The sequence below is a fragment of the Thermosipho sp. 1244 genome, assembly GCF_018588215.1.
GTDB classification, from domain to species: domain Bacteria; phylum Thermotogota; class Thermotogae; order Thermotogales; family Fervidobacteriaceae; genus Thermosipho; species Thermosipho affectus.
Genome location: NZ_LNGA01000034.1, coordinates 9,352 through 26,747, shown reverse-complemented (window position 1 = coordinate 26,747; position 17,396 = coordinate 9,352). Strand labels below are relative to the sequence as shown.

Genomic DNA, 17,396 nt, shown 5'->3' with positions numbered 1-17,396 from the left:
CATTTATATAACGAAAAAGTTTTTCTATTTCTGACAACCTAATGGGATTCAAGATTCTTCGTCACTTTCATCTCAACGAGAAGCCAGTAAAACAAGGAAGTTGCGTTCGTGGGCATAAACAAAGGATCTTATGTTATAATTACTTTGAAAAATACAAAGGAAGTGTTTAATAATGAATCACACGTTATTCTCAAAGCTCAATATTGAACGCAACAATAACGTCAAGCCATTTTTAAAATGGGCCGGTGGGAAATCCCAATTAATAAGCGAACTATATAAAAGATTGCCAAAAGCAATTTTAATAGATAAAAAAATTAAAAGGTATGTTGAACCATTTGTTGGTGGTGGAGCTTTCTTTTTTTTTCTTGAAAAAAAACTTTAAAATAAAAGAAGCATTCTTAGGAGATGCCAACAAAGAACTTATAATCGCTTACAAGGTAGTTCAAAATGACGTTAATGATTTAATTTATGAATTAAAAAAATGGAGGAAGAGTATTTAAAACTGAATGAAGCTGATCGGAAAGAATATTATTATGAAATAAGAACAAAATATAACATCCAAAAAATTGATTTTGATTATTACAAATATAACCCCAATTGGATAAAAAGAGCAGCTTATATGTTATTTCTAAACAAAACTTGTTACAATGAGCTATTTAGGTTAAATAAAAAAGGGGAATTTAATGTTCCTTTTGGTAAATATAAAAACCCAAAAATTTGTGATGAAAAAACTCTTTTTGAGGCAAGTAATGCCCTTAAAAACACACAAATATACTGTGGCGATTTTGAAAAAAGTATTGATTTTGTTGAAAAAGAGACATTGGTTTACCTGGATCCACCATACAGACCTCTAAGTAAAACTTCAAGTTTTACAAGTTATAACGAAAATGGTTTTAGCGATGAAGATCAAATAAGATTAGCCAAATATTTTAAATCTATGAGCGAAAGAGAAGCTTATATTATGTTAAGTAATTCTGATCCAAAGAACTTCAATAAGGAAGATAATTTCTTTGAACAGCTTTATCATGAATTTTACATTGAAAGAGTTAAGGCAAAAAGAAGTATTAACTGTATTGGCGAAAAAAGGAAAGAAATATATGAATTAATTATTAGAAACTACAAGTAGGTGAAAAAAATGCATAAAATGATATTAGAATTTTTCAAAGCAAATGATGAAAAAGAAGTAATTGAATTATTTTATGATACTTTAATTGAAACAAACAAAACTTTTGATTTTTTTGTAAATTGGGAAAAGGTTAAGAAAAATGTCCATCAATTCTCCCTGCAATTCCTTTGTTATTAGCAATAAGAATGAAAGATAGTTTTTTAAAAGTACTTGAAAATATAGGAAATAAAAATTCAGTATTAGAATTTAATTTTAAAGAAAGAAAATTACCAAAAAATGAAATAAAGAAAATTGTTGAATTTTTTGACAAAACAGGTCTTAAAAAGTTATTTTTAGAGACAAATATGAAAAATATTCAAGATTATATGTTAGGTGTAGAAGTCGGAATGGATACCAATGCAAGAAAAAATAGAAGTGGAAAAATAATGGAGCAAGTAATAGAGTCAATTATAAGCAAAATCACTAAACAATCAAAAACTAATGAAATAAATATACTTTCTCAAATAAAATTTAAAAAGCTAGAAAAATTCAACATTCATGTGAATCAAGCAATTGCGGGAGTGTTTCAAAAAATCAAAATATAAACTTTTCTCACTTTTTTGTTATTCTAAGGAATATTTTTTTGTCATTCTGAGGAGCGAAGCGACGAAGAATCTTATTTCTTCACTAACCTTCTAACCTATCCAACCTCACCAACCTTTCTAACACTTGCTGATTAAGATCCCTCGACTACGCTCGGGATGACATTCCCTTCGACTTCGCTTACGCTCAGAATGACAGGGGAATTTTGAACAGGCTCACACCTTTTATCGTTATATTTATATACCCATTTTTAAGAAGGTAAAAATTAAGAAGAATTCTTCCAATTCTACCATTGCCATCTTCAAAAGGATGAATTGACTCAAATAATACGTGTGATCTTGCAGTTGCTTCATGAACTGGATAATGTGAATAAACATACTTTTGCACCAGTTATTTTTATTCTTCTCACACAAAACATTCCAAGTTTTTGTGATTTAATAATTCCTTCAAATAACATTTTGTGAGCTGTTTTAACTATTGCAACACATGGATAATTCTCACTCGTTTTATACAGCTCAATTGCCATATTGTAAAAAAATTTGGCTGTTCGAAAATAATTCACAACATGAGACGCTGAACGATATTTCCCTATAAGTGCATCAGAAAGCTCATCTTCATCCAAAAAGATACCTTCTATCATTATAGAGTTCCTTGTCTCCTCTCCAAGCATGTAAAGCCATTCTTTATTAGAAATGTCCACAAAGTTCAGTTGTAATATCTCACGTCGTTTTTGTAAAAGTTCATCTTTTGCTTGTAACATATTTTCCTCACCTTCATGTCCAATTTCTAAACTGACCTTACCCTAATTAAGTGGTATTTATGTATATTAAATCATAATTTCCTCATTTGTCCGGAATCATGGTAAAATGACAATATCGGACATATGTTTACATAATATCAACAAAATAGTCGTATTAATTTATAGTTTAAAATATATCAAAAAATTTGATTAAAAATCCTCTTCAAAAGTCTTTTTGAGTCTATTCAAAAAAATGAGAAGAGGTGTAAAAATCAAGAAAAAATTGTCCAATGTAAATAAGTTCCTATATTCTTCTAGTAAATTATCACATAATATTGAAATCCAACCAACCACAGCGGTATTGAATTTTTTACGGGAACTTCTATATCATCAAAATTCTCAAGTCTCGTAATTATCTTATCTAAAATCATTTTTTCACTCCTGACAGTCCTGCCAAAGGACTGTTCTGTATTAAATTGGTTCTGTTGCAGGACTAATATTCCACAAATTTTTCACATAAATGAGACGAAGTTATAAATATAACACAGAATTTTACAAATTTATTTTCTCATACTCGGAGGGTGTTTACACAAAATTTGAGACACACCCCATAATTTCTTTATTTTAAAGTTTTATGTCTTTTGTAAAACTCTCTACCTTTTTCTGTTATCTCCCATATACCCCTTGGAGAATTAGTTGATAAAAGTCCTTCTTTAACCATTATCAGTCTTGCCCACTGAGCAGTATTCCTCCATCTATATTCTTTTCCTGATGGCAATAATTCAAAATCATATTTAGTCATATCTTTTTTCATTTTTTCGTAGACCTTATTTAATATTACTTCTATTCTTGCTTTTCCGCCAAGTTCAATTAATGATTCAAGTATTGGAATTTTATATTTTTTTGCAGGAGTTCTTAACCCTTTTTCTAATCTTCCGGTAATTTTTCTTTCTTTTTCAATTAAGAGTGTATTATTCAGAACCACAGTTTTAAAACTGTCTTTATTGTAATGAGCACTGATTACGTTTTCCAAATCTTCAAACAGTGTTTGCCATTCTTCTTGAAGTGATTTAATTTTTTCACGAAACATCGCAAGTTTTTTTCCTCGTTCGACTATAAAGCTAGCCCTTTCAAAATTTTGTGAATCAAACGCTTTTTCAACTTCTTTACTTAACAATTGGAAAAACTTTTCAATTTCTTCAAGTAAAATTTCGAATGCAATGTTTATATCATCTTTATTCATAGGAGTCCTCCTTAATTAATTTAATTTCTCCTTCCACGTAAACTCTTTAATAAGTTGCAATAATCTTCATTTAAAGTCCATTCTGAAAGTCTTCAACTTTTGTTTGTATATATACAAAATTCAGTCCTCTAAAACAGTCTGGAAAATTTTTCTAAAGTTAAAAAAAATAAAAATATTTTCTAAATTTCTAATCTTACAATTTAAAAATCATGTTTACTCGAATAAACTAGCTCTCCTGAATAAAATTCATCCTCTAACTTTGAAATAGCTGGCATCTACAAAAAAATGCGGTATCTCTTCTTCTATTTTCTCATTCCCTCTTCATTTTCTGTAAGAAATTGTAGTATAATATCTTTGATTTCCATGCCCCTGTATCTTTCCTTTGTAACAAGTTTTCTCACTTATCTATTTTAGGATACAGGTTTTTTTATTTTTACAGCATTTATTTTACACTGCTTATCGATCAATAAACATTAAACCCTTCTCTGTATATTCACCCAATGCTTACCTTGTGGTAAATATTCTATCTAATCTCAATATGAAGATCTTCTTCCTTGTATCCAAAAAGCAGTATAATGCTTTTAGAAAGCTTAACAATACTGTTAGCACTAAGATTCGTTTCCACATAAATCTGTGTGTTATTTATCCTTTCCGGAATTCTTAATTCATTAGGATTTTTTGTAAAATAAGGTCTTTTGCGTCCTCTTAAATTAAGAACTTTATCAAATTGTGTTCTATGAGCAGAAAGCATAAGATTAGTTATTTTTATCAACATCTCCTTCCATGAACGCACGGAATATCTAGTTTTCTTAAAAGTAAATGCTACAATTGATTTTCCTGTATAATCTGAAGATAAAGGAGAAATTTGAGTTGATAATGATTGCACCAGACTTAACATTTCTTTCTTAGGGCGAACCATTATCACTTCTTGTCCAACTTTTTTCAAAAACTCCTTTACTATTTCATTATCCGGCTTGTATCCACATAACTTTTCAGTCATCTCTGCCAGAAGTTCGATTAAAAGTTCATCGGGCTCTGTTATTATTTTTTCCCATGCTTTTAGAAGTGTTTCTTTTATCAAATATTGTTTTTGTTTATTTTTATACAGATTTTCTGCACTTTCTAATGCTTTACCAGAAATCACATTTTCTTTCGATAAAAACTCCTCAAATTTATTTATAATGTCTTCGCTATTCTGGTCATATATTTCAATTGTACAAAATTTTCTCTGTTCTCCACTCCCAACATGTGAGGGCAAATAAAACCACCAGCTAATTCCATTAGTTAGTATTGCAAGTTCTACGCCTTCTTGAAAAGAACAACTTAAAAGTTGTTCTTGAAAATTCTCTAAATCTTCATTAACTTTTCTAACCTCAATAAACACCTTGTTTTTGCCATTATGTCTAAGAGTGTAATCCACTCTTTTATTACCAACAGAATATTCTGGATAAACTTCATCTATGTTAAAAGGATCCCAATCTAAAGCTTTCAATAGCCTTAAAATCACAGCTTGCTTAGTAGCAGCTTTATCAAAAGAAAGAAGACGTCTATCTTTCTTGAACTCATTTATCAATTTAGCTAATTCATCACTCATTTTTATCAACTCCTTTGTACCCTATTGCAAATTCCTTCCTAAAAATACGTAAAGTTTGCAATAGCATATTTTTAATAAATCCCTTCATTCCTTTCCTCCTATAATCTATTATACTTTAAACAAAGATTTTAGTTAGTACAAACTATTTTCTGTTCTCATTTAAATTAATTGAAATTGATTATACTTTTGTCAGAATAGACAAACCACCTGTCAATACTGTCAAGTTTGTTTACAATAAACTTCCTATCTCCATTTTTAGTTTGTAGAAAAAACAAAGTTGTTGTTTTTAAAAAGAATACATCCGACAGTAATAGCTATAATAATAGCTATAATAATTTCTAACAAACATCGGGAGTTAATTAAGTTGGAATTCATATTACTCACTCAGAATCATTAAAGTTACCTGTGTTTCTATTATTTTTCTGGAATTTTGGCCAAGACGAATTTGCAAGACCAAGACTGTCGCTTTCTATTGCATACAAATAACCATCCCAATCAGTTATGTATATAGTTCCATCAGAACCAATTGCTGGGGTTGAGTAAGAAGCTACTGAAGAAAGTGTGTATTTCCATTTAAGAGTACCATCAGAATTTATCGCATATAAATAATAAGATGACACTACATATATTATTCCATTCGATCCCATTATAGGACTTGTTGTTATCCAATTACCTGCTTTAAATTTCCATTTAAGAGTACCATCAGAATTTATCGCATATAAATAACCGTCTTTAGAACCTATGTATATAGTTTCATCAGATCCTATTATTGGACTTTTATCTATATCGTCACCTGTTTCAAACTTCCATTTAAGTGTGCCATCCGGGTTTATCGCATATAGATTATCATCGTTTGAACCCACATAAATTATACCGTTTGAATCAATCGCAGGACTTGAATGTACAAAGTAATTAGTCTCAAACTTCCATTTAAGAGTACCATCAGGATTTATTGCATACAAATAATTTGTATCATATGAACCTATATAAATTGTTCCATCGGGACCAATAGCGGGATTTGACATTTCAAATCTCCCATCTGAAAACACCCATTTAGTAGAACCATCTGGATTAATTGCAAAAAAGCCATATGCTCCTCCTATATAAATTGTTCCATCATCTCCTATAACAGGACTAGGAGTATAATCTCCAAGAAACTGATCGCGATACCATTTTAAGGTCCCGTTCGGATTTATTGCATAAAGTCCATATGGAGTTGTCAAATAAATAGTACCACTAGAATCAACAGTTGGTAATGATCTTACATATATTCCCACATTATATTTCCATTTAAGAGTACTGTCTGGATTAACAGCGTATAGATTAAAATCTTCTGAACCAACATAAATTGTATTATCAAATCCAATAGCAGGGCCGGAAGAACTTATACTATCATAGGTTTTAAATTTCCATTTCAATCTGGCAGGTTTACTTGTTGTAAATTTCCAAATAGGACTTTGTGCTACTCCACATTTACTGTCTTTGGCAACTATTTTCCAATAATATGTTGTTTCATTCTGTAATGTGTCAAGCATAAAATTTGTTATTGGATGATCTTTTTTAACTAGAGGAGGATTAGGATCTGTACCAAAATATATATCATAAGATATGGAATCACCATCAGGATCATTACAGCTCCAACTTAGTGTTGGTGTAATACTTACATTTGTTGCGTTATCTTCAGGAAAAGGATTGCTTGGTTCTGCTGGAGGATTATTGCTGTTAGAAATGTCATTCATACAGCCAACAAGAAGACTCAAAGATATTACCATAATTATAAACATTAATCTTCCACTATGTTTCACATAAATCCCCCCTTTGAATTTTATAATTTACTTATTTAAAATAGTCTTGGCCTTCTAAAATGCTGCTTTTTGGTTTCATTTTCCTTTCAAGAAAAAATTAGTTAAGCTGTATAGTAAATATCCAAAATTTTGTTTTACAAAAATATACTATAAAATTCGATATTTTTCATAGATATCTTTAAGAAAATAATAACCATATTTTGCATATGTATTACAAATTTTATCGGCGTTATCCTTTTCTTTCATGGTATACAAATACTCCACTGTTGATTTGATTTTTTCTTCTGGAAAAATTGGGATAAAGTTTTCTAATATTGCTAAAAAAATTTCACCTATTGCTTTGGCAGTTTCAGTTTTGTTATTAGTATTCTTAAATTTTTCAAGATGTTCAAGAAAAATAGAAAACGTTGTTTCATCTTTTAAATATCTGGCAAAAGTTTTAACCCAATCTATATAAGGGTTGCCTAAAGATGGTAAAAATACAGTAAGCAACACCATGTTCGATAGTACTTCCTGCATATTATTAGATAATACTTTCTCTTTAATATCCTTGCATTTATTATATAGATACTCCCAAAAATCCATAATTCTAAGTTGTTTTTCTTTATTTATTTCTCCGTTGTTCTTTAAGGATTTGTTTTGTGAGCAAAAGTATTGAATAATTATTTTGATATCTTTTGAATCAAATTTTTCTACAAGTTTGTGAAACAACCCTGATGGTTTAATAGAATCTATACCATTTAAATACAAAAAGGAAATATGTCTAATCAAATTTTCTCTGGCAATTTGGATATTAAAATTATAATTAATACTAAATTCGTAATGGCTTTTCATTAAACCATATAGCTCATTACTAAGAAGAGTAGAAAAAAAGAGGTAATTTTGCATGAATGCTTCCCAAATTGACTTACCTTTTTCATTTTCAAGAAGTTTTATAACTTTTCCTGTAAAAGACTTATCTAAATAATAATGAAGTCTAAAAAGATATTTCCCAAATAATGAGTATGCTTCAATTATGTTTTCTTTTAAAAACTTGTTAAATTCACTAATAAAATTGTTTTTAAACAAATTATAAGTATTTTGCTTTATTATATTGCTTTTTAACAATTCAGACATTTTTAAAATAAAATTTATATACGCATTAGTAATATAACCATATGCAGTATTCAAAGAATAAAAAACATAGTCAGATACTTCCAAATTATCTACTTTATATTCCATCTTATTCATCATTTTTCGAAGTATTAACTCTATTTTTTTAGATATTTTTTCTGAAATATTACTAGAATAATTATTTAAAAATTCAACTATAATTGTGGAAATAGTGCTAAAATTCCAATTATAATCTATTTTTATTATAAATTTTTCTTCACTTTTCTTTGATAGAACTGGAAAATTTTTTTGGTTGATATAACTTTCAATAAAATCAAAGATTTTAATATAGTCTACGTTTTTCTTTACCTTCATAGTCTCTTTAAGACCTTCCAAAACATAATTTATATAAAAGTTATTTACTTTGACAAACGGAATTAAATCATTTAAAAATTTTTCTGGTGCTTCTTTTATAGCCGTTTTTAATGTTTCTGAAAGAGCTTCCATTGTGTATTCTCCAGAAATTTTATTTCTTTCAAACTCAGAAAGAAATCTTACAAGCCTCTCATTATCCATTCTTATAATTTCTTCCACACTTAATGGTGATTTCCCCCAGCCCCACATAAATTTGATTTTTCCTATAGCGGGAGTAAGTTCTACATCTTGTTGTGTTATTTGTCTCATCTTTTCATAAAGTTCCTCAAAATATTTATCATACGATAACGCTCTATAAATCCTTTGCTTACATGTAGTTTCTAAATTCTCTCTTTCTATTTTATCTTTATTCTTAAACTTACTTATTTTCTCTCCACATGCTTTTTTAATTTTTTTATCTAAAATAGTTCTTTCATAATCACTAAGCTTGCCAAGCTTTTCCAAAACATTTCTTAGCTCATCACCCCAATAAGGAATTTCTGAAAAAATTCTTATCCCATTATCACTTTTAACACTTTTAAAAAAGATATCTCTAAATCTACCAACATTGTGCTCAATAATGAATAACGCTATTTTTGGAAAAATATAATGAGATTCATTTAAAAAACTTTCCAAATATTTTTTCAATTTTTCGGGCTCAGTTTCAGCTTTAACAAGCATTATTTTTATTAAGAAATTGGATAATAACTCAATTACATTCGAAGTTGAAGGTTTATTTGTTTCATAAAATGAATAAAAGGTTCCATCAGCTTTATCTGAAATAACTTTTTTAATTGTGCAAGATAAAATATTAATAATATTAATCGTACATTTTTTGCTAATGTCTTCTGCGTATTTTTCAATTAACTCTTTAATATAATAAAAATTACCTAATAACACTTTTTTATTATTTTCAAAGCTTTTAACTTTAAAAAGAAATTCTATTATTTTTTCGGCTTTTACAATATCCTCGCTTTTATCCGTTAAGAATTTAGGTAAAAGTTTCTCAACAATTTCCTTTGTTTGAAGTCTATTATTGATTTTTGAATCAAGCCATATTTCAGTCAATTCAATAACATCAAGGGGAATTTTGTCATTTGGGAAATTTGATAAAATTCTTATAAATGAGCTCCAGATATGGAAATTATCTAATTTTTTGTAATTATCTAAATGATATTCAGAAATATTTCTTATTATTTCTAGCAAACCGTCTATGTACTTTTCATCATTCGGATTATTAACTTGCTGAGAAATTTTCTCTAAATAGGTTAAAACATTCCAATAAGGAATTCTGTAATAACCCTCTTCATCTGTGGGTTCAGGACCGGGAGCTTTTTCAGGCAGGAAAAAACCTGAATTTTTCAATAAAACAAACCATTTCTTATATCTTAAATGCTCAAAAAAATATTTTTCTCTTGCCTTGTTTTTTAACAAATTCTTCAATGTATTTAAAATCTCATTAGTAGGCTTTTCTACTTTTAATATCTTATCTATAAGCCTATTCAAATTAAGATATTCACCAACTAATTTAAATAAAATAATTTCAAACTTTTCCCATAAATTTTCAAAATTTTCATTAGTTCTGGGCTTTTTCCATGCTCCATGTCTATGGGCAAACTTATGAAATTCTTTAGCTATTCCGTGCCAATCTTTTACAAATTTACTATCTTTTGATAAATCTAAAACTGCACAAATTTCATCAATATGACTAGCCTTTTTTATTGTTTTACCACACTTAGAACACTTATCCTCTTCTTTTTTGACATCAGAAGCAAAAACATCCCTTATACCACCTTCTATTTCTCTTGCAATGTGCGCTAACAAATAAGACTTAGTAGATAGGTTACTTTTGTAAATTTTTACTCCATCTAAATAAAAAGCCGAAATTTCGTCACCAATTTGCTTTAATCCTTCATATATCTTTTGTTGTTTCGCATCTAATATAACATTTTGTTGGTTGAAACTGAAGGAATATTCTTCCATTTTTACACCTTCCCAACAATTGAATATAGCCTATCGTAATCATTCTTTTTTCTTTTTATTTTTTCCAAACATTATACCTTCAACACTTAAACTAACAAATTTAATTATCTTTCTGCTTTTCCACCTAAACCATTTTTAAATTTAGCCTTTTTTATTTATCAAAACCTCTGTCTCTTTTTTGTTTAATTCCGTAGAGAAACAGTACTTGTGCTTAAGTGATATTTGAATCAATAAAGTATTAGATTTTGTATTCACAAAACATCTTTAAAATTAAATAAAAAATAAAACAACTAATCCATGGAAAATTGCTCAATTATTATAATTTCTCTATTGAATATCTTATTTCTTTCGTTTAAATAAAATCTATTTAAATAATCAATAGGTATTAATGCCTTTAATTTTTTTATTTTTTCCTCAAACTCTTCATCACTTTGTGGATTCAAAATTTCAATTGCTCTATTTATAAAAAAGCGTGGAAGTGCTCTTGTTTTAAGCAAATCTGAGAACAAACTCAAATATTCTCTTTCATCTGGAATAACAACTTTTTTTATAACTTCTTTTAGTATTGTAAGCAATTTATATTCTTTTGTCCTAGGCGCTATACTATCCCCTACATAAACTTTCTTCTCACTAAATTTTTCGAGATATTTATCTAATTCTTCATCGACTTTTTCAAAATTATTATTTTTAACCAATTTCAAAATCCTAAAACCTTTATCTGGCGGGACAATGCTGCTGGTTTCTGAATCTATCCATAAAAATGAAAGAACAGTTTTTTCCCTTGAAAAAATTAATGCACCATTTTTATTTGTATGAAGTACTTTCGTCCTTATTCTTTTTGGAAGATTTATTGCTTTTTTATACAATTCTTTCTCATAATTTTGATAATAATGTAAGTCATTTAAATATTCTACATCCCAAGAAATTTCTTCATTTTCTTTCATTTTTTGGGTAAAATATGAGTTCAATTCTTCATCACTTGTAAGAGTTTTCATATCCGTTCCGAGAATAAAGTTAAACATATGAATTTTAGCCGTTGAAATCTTTCTAACAGCAGTCTCATCTTCACCAACATCAGAGGGGAAATAATTATAAATGAAAATTTCATTTTGAACTTCTCTACCAATTCTATTTATTCTTCCAACTCTTTGAATCACTCTCGTTGGATTATAAGGTATATCATAATTAATTAAAACATCAGCTCTGTTAAGGTTAAAACCTTCTGACAAAGCATCAGTCGCAACTAATAATTGTACTTCATTTGTTTTGACTTGAGAATTTGCATCAAATTCGCTTATTATTCTTTTTCTCGATGACTCATTTGCCTCCTTACTTGTGTACTTCATAACCTTAAATTCATCTTTTAAATTTTCATATAAATATTCAACCGTATCAATAAATTCTGAAAAAACAACTATCTTTCGATTTGGTTTTTTATTATATAAGTTTTTCAAATGTTCTTTAAATGAAATCAACTTTTTATCTTCAATCTCAAAAATCATATTCCTATCAAACCACATTTTATAAATTTTTCTTAATACTTTCAAATCTGATTCCATGTCTTCTAAAAACGCTTTCTTAATCTCTAGCGAATCTATAAAATAATACCCTCTATTTTTTAATTCTTCTATTTTTCCCACATCTAAGATTTCCTCTTCAAATTCATTTCCTTCGCTTAAAATCAAATCTGGGTCAATAACATTCCCTTTTTTATAAAGTGGCACTTTCCCATATTTATACCACTTTATCATTATTTCGGTATAATTTATCATATTCTTAAGTGATTTTTTAAATGCAGCAAGTGAGCTTTCAAATCTTCTAACTAAAAGTTTTCTCATAAATTGTGACAGATTTTCATGTAATATCTCAAAATTTTCTGTGCCGAAATATTCTTCTAATTCCTTTCTATACTTATTGAAATTTTTTATATAATGAGTTGCTCTATACCGAGCAGCTTTAAAATATTCCTTTTTATCAACTTCCTCTAGAGGGCATATCATTTCAAGCGTATCAAGGTAAATACTCTTTAGCTCACCAAGATCATATTCCAAAGATACTGGATCATTAATCTTTGGGAAAACTATCCCCTGAGCTTTAATGTCTTCACTATATATTTTTATTCTTTCCAAATCAAGTCTTGTTCTTCTAATAATTAAAGGATTTATTATATTCCTTATATCTTCTGAAATTTCTTTTATTTTTTCAACATCTTCTTTTTTCCTTGCATCTTTAAATTTATCATCAAACTTTTTGAATATATCATAAAGATTAATTCCTTTACTATCAATAAAAGTAGGTCGTGCAGGATTTTGAAATAAAGTAATTAAATTATATATTTCAAGTGGCCTATTATTAAAAGGTGTTGCAGTTAATAACATTACCTTATTTCCAGAACAAATTCTATGAAGCATAGCATATTGTTGGGTTTCTCTATTCCTAAACCTATGAGCTTCATCAATAATAATTAAAAATTCTTTTGAGCTTGAATTCTCAATGTAATCTATTACCTCTTTCAATTTTCCACTACTAAATATCTCTCCTTGAAAATCAAAATCACTTTTGTAAATTTTCCAGGAACTAACAAGGTGTGGCGGTGCAATAATTATTGTTTTTTGTCTCAAAACGTGAGCGACAGCGGAAGCTATAACAGTTTTTCCAAGTCCTACAACATCTGCTATTATAACTCCATTATGTTGCTTTAAAATAGAAATTGCTCTTTCTATTGCATCTATTTGATACTTTAAATCATAAAATTTGTTATTTGTAATTATAGATGGTAAATACTCTTTCTCTAAATTCTTAACATTAAAATATTCATAAAGTGCTTTTATATAAATCAATTCAGGAGATGGTACAATTCCTAAAAATGTTTTTTTAATAACTTTTTCTTCAAATTCGTTAAAAGTATTTTTACCTACAATTTCAATCGAGTCATTCCACAATTGTTCAAAAATTTCTTTTGCTTCGTAATAGTGATGCGGTTCTCTTAAAATAACATTTATTTCGTTCTGCGAAGATAATCCTTTAAATGAAAGATTGCTTGAACCTACAATAACGTACCCAGGATTTAAGCCACCTTCATCATCCTTTTTTTCAAAAATATAAACTTTTGAATGTGTTGGTTTTCTAGTTTTTCTAATTTCAAGTGTGCCATTTTTTATCTTATCTACAAACACATTGAATGCTTCCTGCTCCTTAAAAAAATCATAGAAGTTTGTATTACTTATAAAATTTCGAAGATCATCAAAAAATTTTTCTCTAATTGCATATTTTGATTTCTCCTCTTGTTGGAATATATTATAGACTTCTTTGTATAAATCATCTAATCCTTTTTCAATATCAAGCCCTACAAGGATCTTTATATTCTTGTCTTTATACTCTTCGTATATTTCTGAAAAACCTGAAAAATAAAAATATCCTACTAAAAAATAACATTTTGATATCGAAGTACTTATCTTTTTCAATGTTTCAGCTAATGTTTCATGATTGTTCGTTATAAAAGATTTTATCATCGTCTTCGCACCTCTTTTTCAATATATTCAATTTCTTTAGGAGTCAACTCGTAGAGTTGATAAACTAATAGATCAATTTCTTTTTCTAATTTATTAACTTTTTCTTTTTTAAATACATTTTCAAGATAATCTTCAGTTTTAAGGATTAAACTGATTTGGTTTACGAGAGTTTCCATTTGTTTTATAATGTATTGTTTCTTTTGAGGAATAGGTGTCTTTTCTATATAAATCTTTGCTCCATAATTTCCTTTTCCCAAATTTGCAGTAGATTTTTTTATCCACCATCCAATAATTTCGGAATTTAAAATAGAAATTAAATACTTCAAATTATTCCCTGTAATAAAAAAAGTACTATCCAATGTAAAATACTTCGAATCCACAAGAGAAAAAATGATTTTATTTGTAATTCTATTCCACACCACTTTTTCTTTTTCGAATTCGTTCGAATAAGCGCACTCTCTTAATTCCCACCAATAATCACCTTTATCATACCTTTTTTTAGCCTTATCTTCAAAACGTTTTAAATATTCAAACAAACTTTTATAATTTTTATTCATAAATTCTTCTGGAAATAAATCCTTTCTAGCACTATTTGTAAAACCAGCTGGAATATTTATAAGCCACAAATCCCTCCACTCATAATAATATCTGTGAATATCTCTTCCTCTAAGAACAGGTTTTATTAACTTTTCTGTTCTTTTTCTCTCATCATCTGAATTACAGTTATCCAATATCATATTTCTTGTTTTAGTGTCTATGATAAATGCTTTATTCAAACCTGTTAAAACTCCTCTATATATTTTCACATCCCATTCTTTTAGAGGTTTTCCTATTTTTTCGATCTTTTCTTTTATCTTAAAATCTATATTATCTCCTATAAACCATACATTTTTGGATATATAAACTTCTTTAGAATTTTCTCTTAAATACTTTGCAAGATTTTTTGTTGTCTTTTCCATTAACTCAAATCCTATTGTTTTATTTGTTCTTTCCTTATTTTGTAGTAATATAATACTCGTATCAACCGTTGCCGCTTTAAACACACCCGGTCCAAGATCAACAAGTAAAATAGGATTCAATTCTTCAAAAAACTGTCTTAATTTTCCCCCATATCTTGCCCTCATCCATTTATTACTTGTTATATAACAAAGGAAGCCTCCTGGCTTTAATAATTGCATCCCCCTTTCATAAAACAAACAGTAAATGTCGCCTGTTTTATCAAAAACTTCATATCCTTCATTCCTATATTTTTTCGCAAGTGCTCCTTTATTGTTTTGTAATTGTATGTAGGGAGGATTACCTATAACTATATCAAATCCATCTTCAATACCAAACATCCAGAAAGGATCAAAAAACTCTGCTGGCTCATCACTAAACGGATCCCACTTTGAAATGTAATAATCAAAGTCTTCTTTTGATGCACCATACCATTGCTCATAAAGATTTTTTGCCTCTTCTTTTATCGTTCTGTACTCTTCTTTTAATTTCTGTTTTTCTTTCAAAGACCATGCACTAAAATATTGCTTTATAATATTTCTAAGCTTTGAAATAGGTACAGCTGAAAACAACACTTTTTCTTCAGGAAGCTTTATCAAAGTATCAGCAGCTATAAACTTAAATTCAAGATTTGGAAGAGGTCTTACACCTCTATTCTCTTTTTTGTCATCCACACTTGATTCAATTATAAGTGAAAGAAAAATTCTAAGCCTCGATAACTCTACAGCAACTTCTTGGATATCAACACCAAAGATTGCATTTTCTATCAAATACAATTTTCTTAGATACTGAAATGATTCTTCCTTGAGAAGTCTTTTTACCTCTCTTTGAAAAGAAGAAGGAAGTTTCGAAAGCACAAATTCTTCATACATTCTTGCATCTGGATCAATATATGAAAGAATATGCGACATTTTTAAAAGCATTCCAACTGGAAAAGCTCCACTCCCACATGCCGGATCAAGTATTCTAACATTGTAAAGTATTTCAGATATTTTTCTTTTATCTTCTTCAGTCAAATTTTTAGCAATTTCATCATCTATGTGTTCGGATAATATATAGTCTATTTTATCTTCGGAAAGATTTGTATTTTCAAGCAAGTAGTATTTTAAAGATTGAGTAACCATAAAATCTACTATCTCTTTTGGAGTGTAAAAACTTCCCAACTCATGACGAGCTGTTTTCCCTGTTTCTGGGTTTAATTCTGCAAGCAAGTTTTCAAGAATCAAACCAAGCATTTCTGGATCAATAGAAAGTTCAATATCAACTGGTGTGTTTTCATCCACTGTAAAGTTATATATTTCAAGATGTTCAAAAAATTCTTTTATAAGTGTATCAGGAATAATCAAGCTATCCTTATATTTTGAACAGCCATTTTCATCAAGTTCATAATAATCATGACATTTTGGAGTAAATAGTCCTCCATTCAAGAAAGGAATTTTATCAAAATATCTAATAAATTCATATAAATGTGGTTTAGAATGTATGCTCCTCTTATTTACTGGGGTATTTAAAACCTCATAAAATAATGGTTCCAATATATTATGATAATAATCATCCTTTACAACCTTTGATGACAAAATTTCCTCAGGAATTAAAGGTACACCATTTTTTGATTTTTTCTTTTTCAAAAACCAAAGAAAAATAATTCTACTAAAAAATCTAATAACGAAATTTTTCTTTATTTCCTCATTTTCTTCAGGAAGCTTAATCTCTTCAACAAATTTGTAAAACAAATCGCGTATTCCTCTATAAAACTCTTTATTAACAACTTCTATTGAAAATCTTCCTTCTAAATCTTCCAATGAAATTATTTTTCTATTTAACTGACTTTCAGCAGTATGCAATTTTGCATTTGGACCTAGTAAAAAGGAATAACGTTTGGGATTTGATACCTTTGTTATAACTTTACCATCTTCACTTAATGTATACTCTACTGAAAGATATGAAAATCTATAATCATCAGTATTTTTAGATACAAAAACAGCTAGTGCTTTTTCAACAAACTGTTTTTTCATTATCTTAAATGCTTCTTTAGTAAGTGATACTCTTGGATCATTTTCAGAATCATGAAAGAACTCATATACAGGTAAATTCAACTCTTTGTCTTTTCCAATTATAAATGCCTCTTTGATATATCTATTATTAGTCTCAAAATAGCTACTTAAAGGTATTTCTAATATTTCTTTTTCAAACTTATCTGTTAGAAAATTTTCTAAAAATTTTTGGAAATCTTCTCTTGTGTACTTTTGGGTAAAATCCATACATCCACCTCCTGGGGAGTCAAACAATAACTTTTTGCAATACTTAAGA

At 28.4% G+C, this 17,396-nt stretch carries 8 protein-coding genes and 2 pseudogenes; 2 read left to right on the top strand and 8 right to left on the bottom strand.

What is annotated here, in order from left to right; translation table 11 throughout:
• Positions 1–172 precede the first annotated feature (172 nt).
• Together AS157_RS08995 and AS157_RS08985 are read left to right on the top strand one after the other, a co-directional pair.
• Positions 173–1,126 (top strand): annotated as a pseudogene (locus AS157_RS08995) (DNA adenine methylase).
• Between the two features lie 9 nt (positions 1,127–1,135).
• Positions 1,136–1,710 (top strand): annotated as a pseudogene (locus AS157_RS08985) (DpnII family type II restriction endonuclease).
• A gap of 184 nt (positions 1,711–1,894) precedes the next feature.
• Here the strand turns inward: AS157_RS08985 and AS157_RS09755 are convergent.
• The 8 genes from AS157_RS09755 to AS157_RS08945 form a co-directional block, all read right to left on the bottom strand.
• Complete coding sequence (locus AS157_RS09755; RefSeq protein ID WP_214495051.1) at positions 1,895–2,095, bottom strand: Fic family protein; 201 nt, start codon at positions 2,093–2,095, stop codon at positions 1,895–1,897.
• Positions 2,058–2,468: a hypothetical protein gene (locus tag AS157_RS08975; RefSeq protein ID WP_214495050.1), complete on the bottom strand. Its 411-nt coding sequence runs from the start codon at positions 2,466–2,468 to the stop codon at positions 2,058–2,060. The genes AS157_RS09755 and AS157_RS08975 overlap by 38 nt, the downstream gene beginning before the upstream one ends.
• Positions 2,469–3,066: 598 nt before the next feature.
• Positions 3,067–3,690: a winged helix-turn-helix domain-containing protein gene (locus tag AS157_RS08970; protein WP_214495049.1), complete on the bottom strand. Its 624-nt coding sequence runs from the start codon at positions 3,688–3,690 to the stop codon at positions 3,067–3,069.
• A gap of 523 nt (positions 3,691–4,213) precedes the next feature.
• Complete coding sequence (locus AS157_RS08965; RefSeq protein ID WP_214495048.1) at positions 4,214–5,284, bottom strand: restriction endonuclease subunit R; 1,071 nt, start codon at positions 5,282–5,284, stop codon at positions 4,214–4,216.
• Between the two features lie 380 nt (positions 5,285–5,664).
• Positions 5,665–7,089, bottom strand: a complete 1,425-nt coding sequence (locus AS157_RS08960) for an outer membrane protein assembly factor BamB family protein (protein WP_214495047.1) — start codon at positions 7,087–7,089, stop codon at positions 5,665–5,667.
• A 147-nt stretch (positions 7,090–7,236) separates the two neighbouring features.
• On the bottom strand, positions 7,237–10,578 hold the full coding sequence (locus tag AS157_RS08955; RefSeq protein ID WP_214495046.1) for a hypothetical protein: 3,342 nt from the start codon (positions 10,576–10,578) through the stop codon (positions 7,237–7,239).
• 290 nt (positions 10,579–10,868) lie between these two features.
• Positions 10,869–14,090 carry a helicase-related protein gene (locus AS157_RS08950; protein WP_214495045.1) on the bottom strand — a complete coding sequence of 1,074 codons (3,222 nt, stop codon included), beginning with the start codon at positions 14,088–14,090 and terminating at the stop codon, positions 10,869–10,871.
• Positions 14,087–17,347: an Eco57I restriction-modification methylase domain-containing protein gene (locus AS157_RS08945; protein ID WP_214495044.1), complete on the bottom strand. Its 3,261-nt coding sequence runs from the start codon at positions 17,345–17,347 to the stop codon at positions 14,087–14,089. The genes AS157_RS08950 and AS157_RS08945 overlap by 4 nt, the downstream gene beginning before the upstream one ends.
• Positions 17,348–17,396 lie beyond the last annotated feature (49 nt).

Coding starts and splice junctions, on each gene's coding strand:
- AS157_RS08975 (WP_214495050.1), bottom strand. CDS start 2,468: ATGTTACAAGCAAAAGATGAACTTTTACAAAAACGACGTGAGATATTA.
- AS157_RS08970 (WP_214495049.1), bottom strand. CDS start 3,690: ATGAATAAAGATGATATAAACATTGCATTCGAAATTTTACTTGAAGAA.
- AS157_RS08955 (WP_214495046.1), bottom strand. CDS start 10,578: ATGGAAGAATATTCCTTCAGTTTCAACCAACAAAATGTTATATTAGAT.
- AS157_RS08945 (WP_214495044.1), bottom strand. CDS start 17,347: ATGGATTTTACCCAAAAGTACACAAGAGAAGATTTCCAAAAATTTTTA.
- AS157_RS08965 (WP_214495048.1), bottom strand. CDS start 5,284: ATGAGTGATGAATTAGCTAAATTGATAAATGAGTTCAAGAAAGATAGA.
- AS157_RS08950 (WP_214495045.1), bottom strand. CDS start 14,090: ATGATAAAATCTTTTATAACGAACAATCATGAAACATTAGCTGAAACA.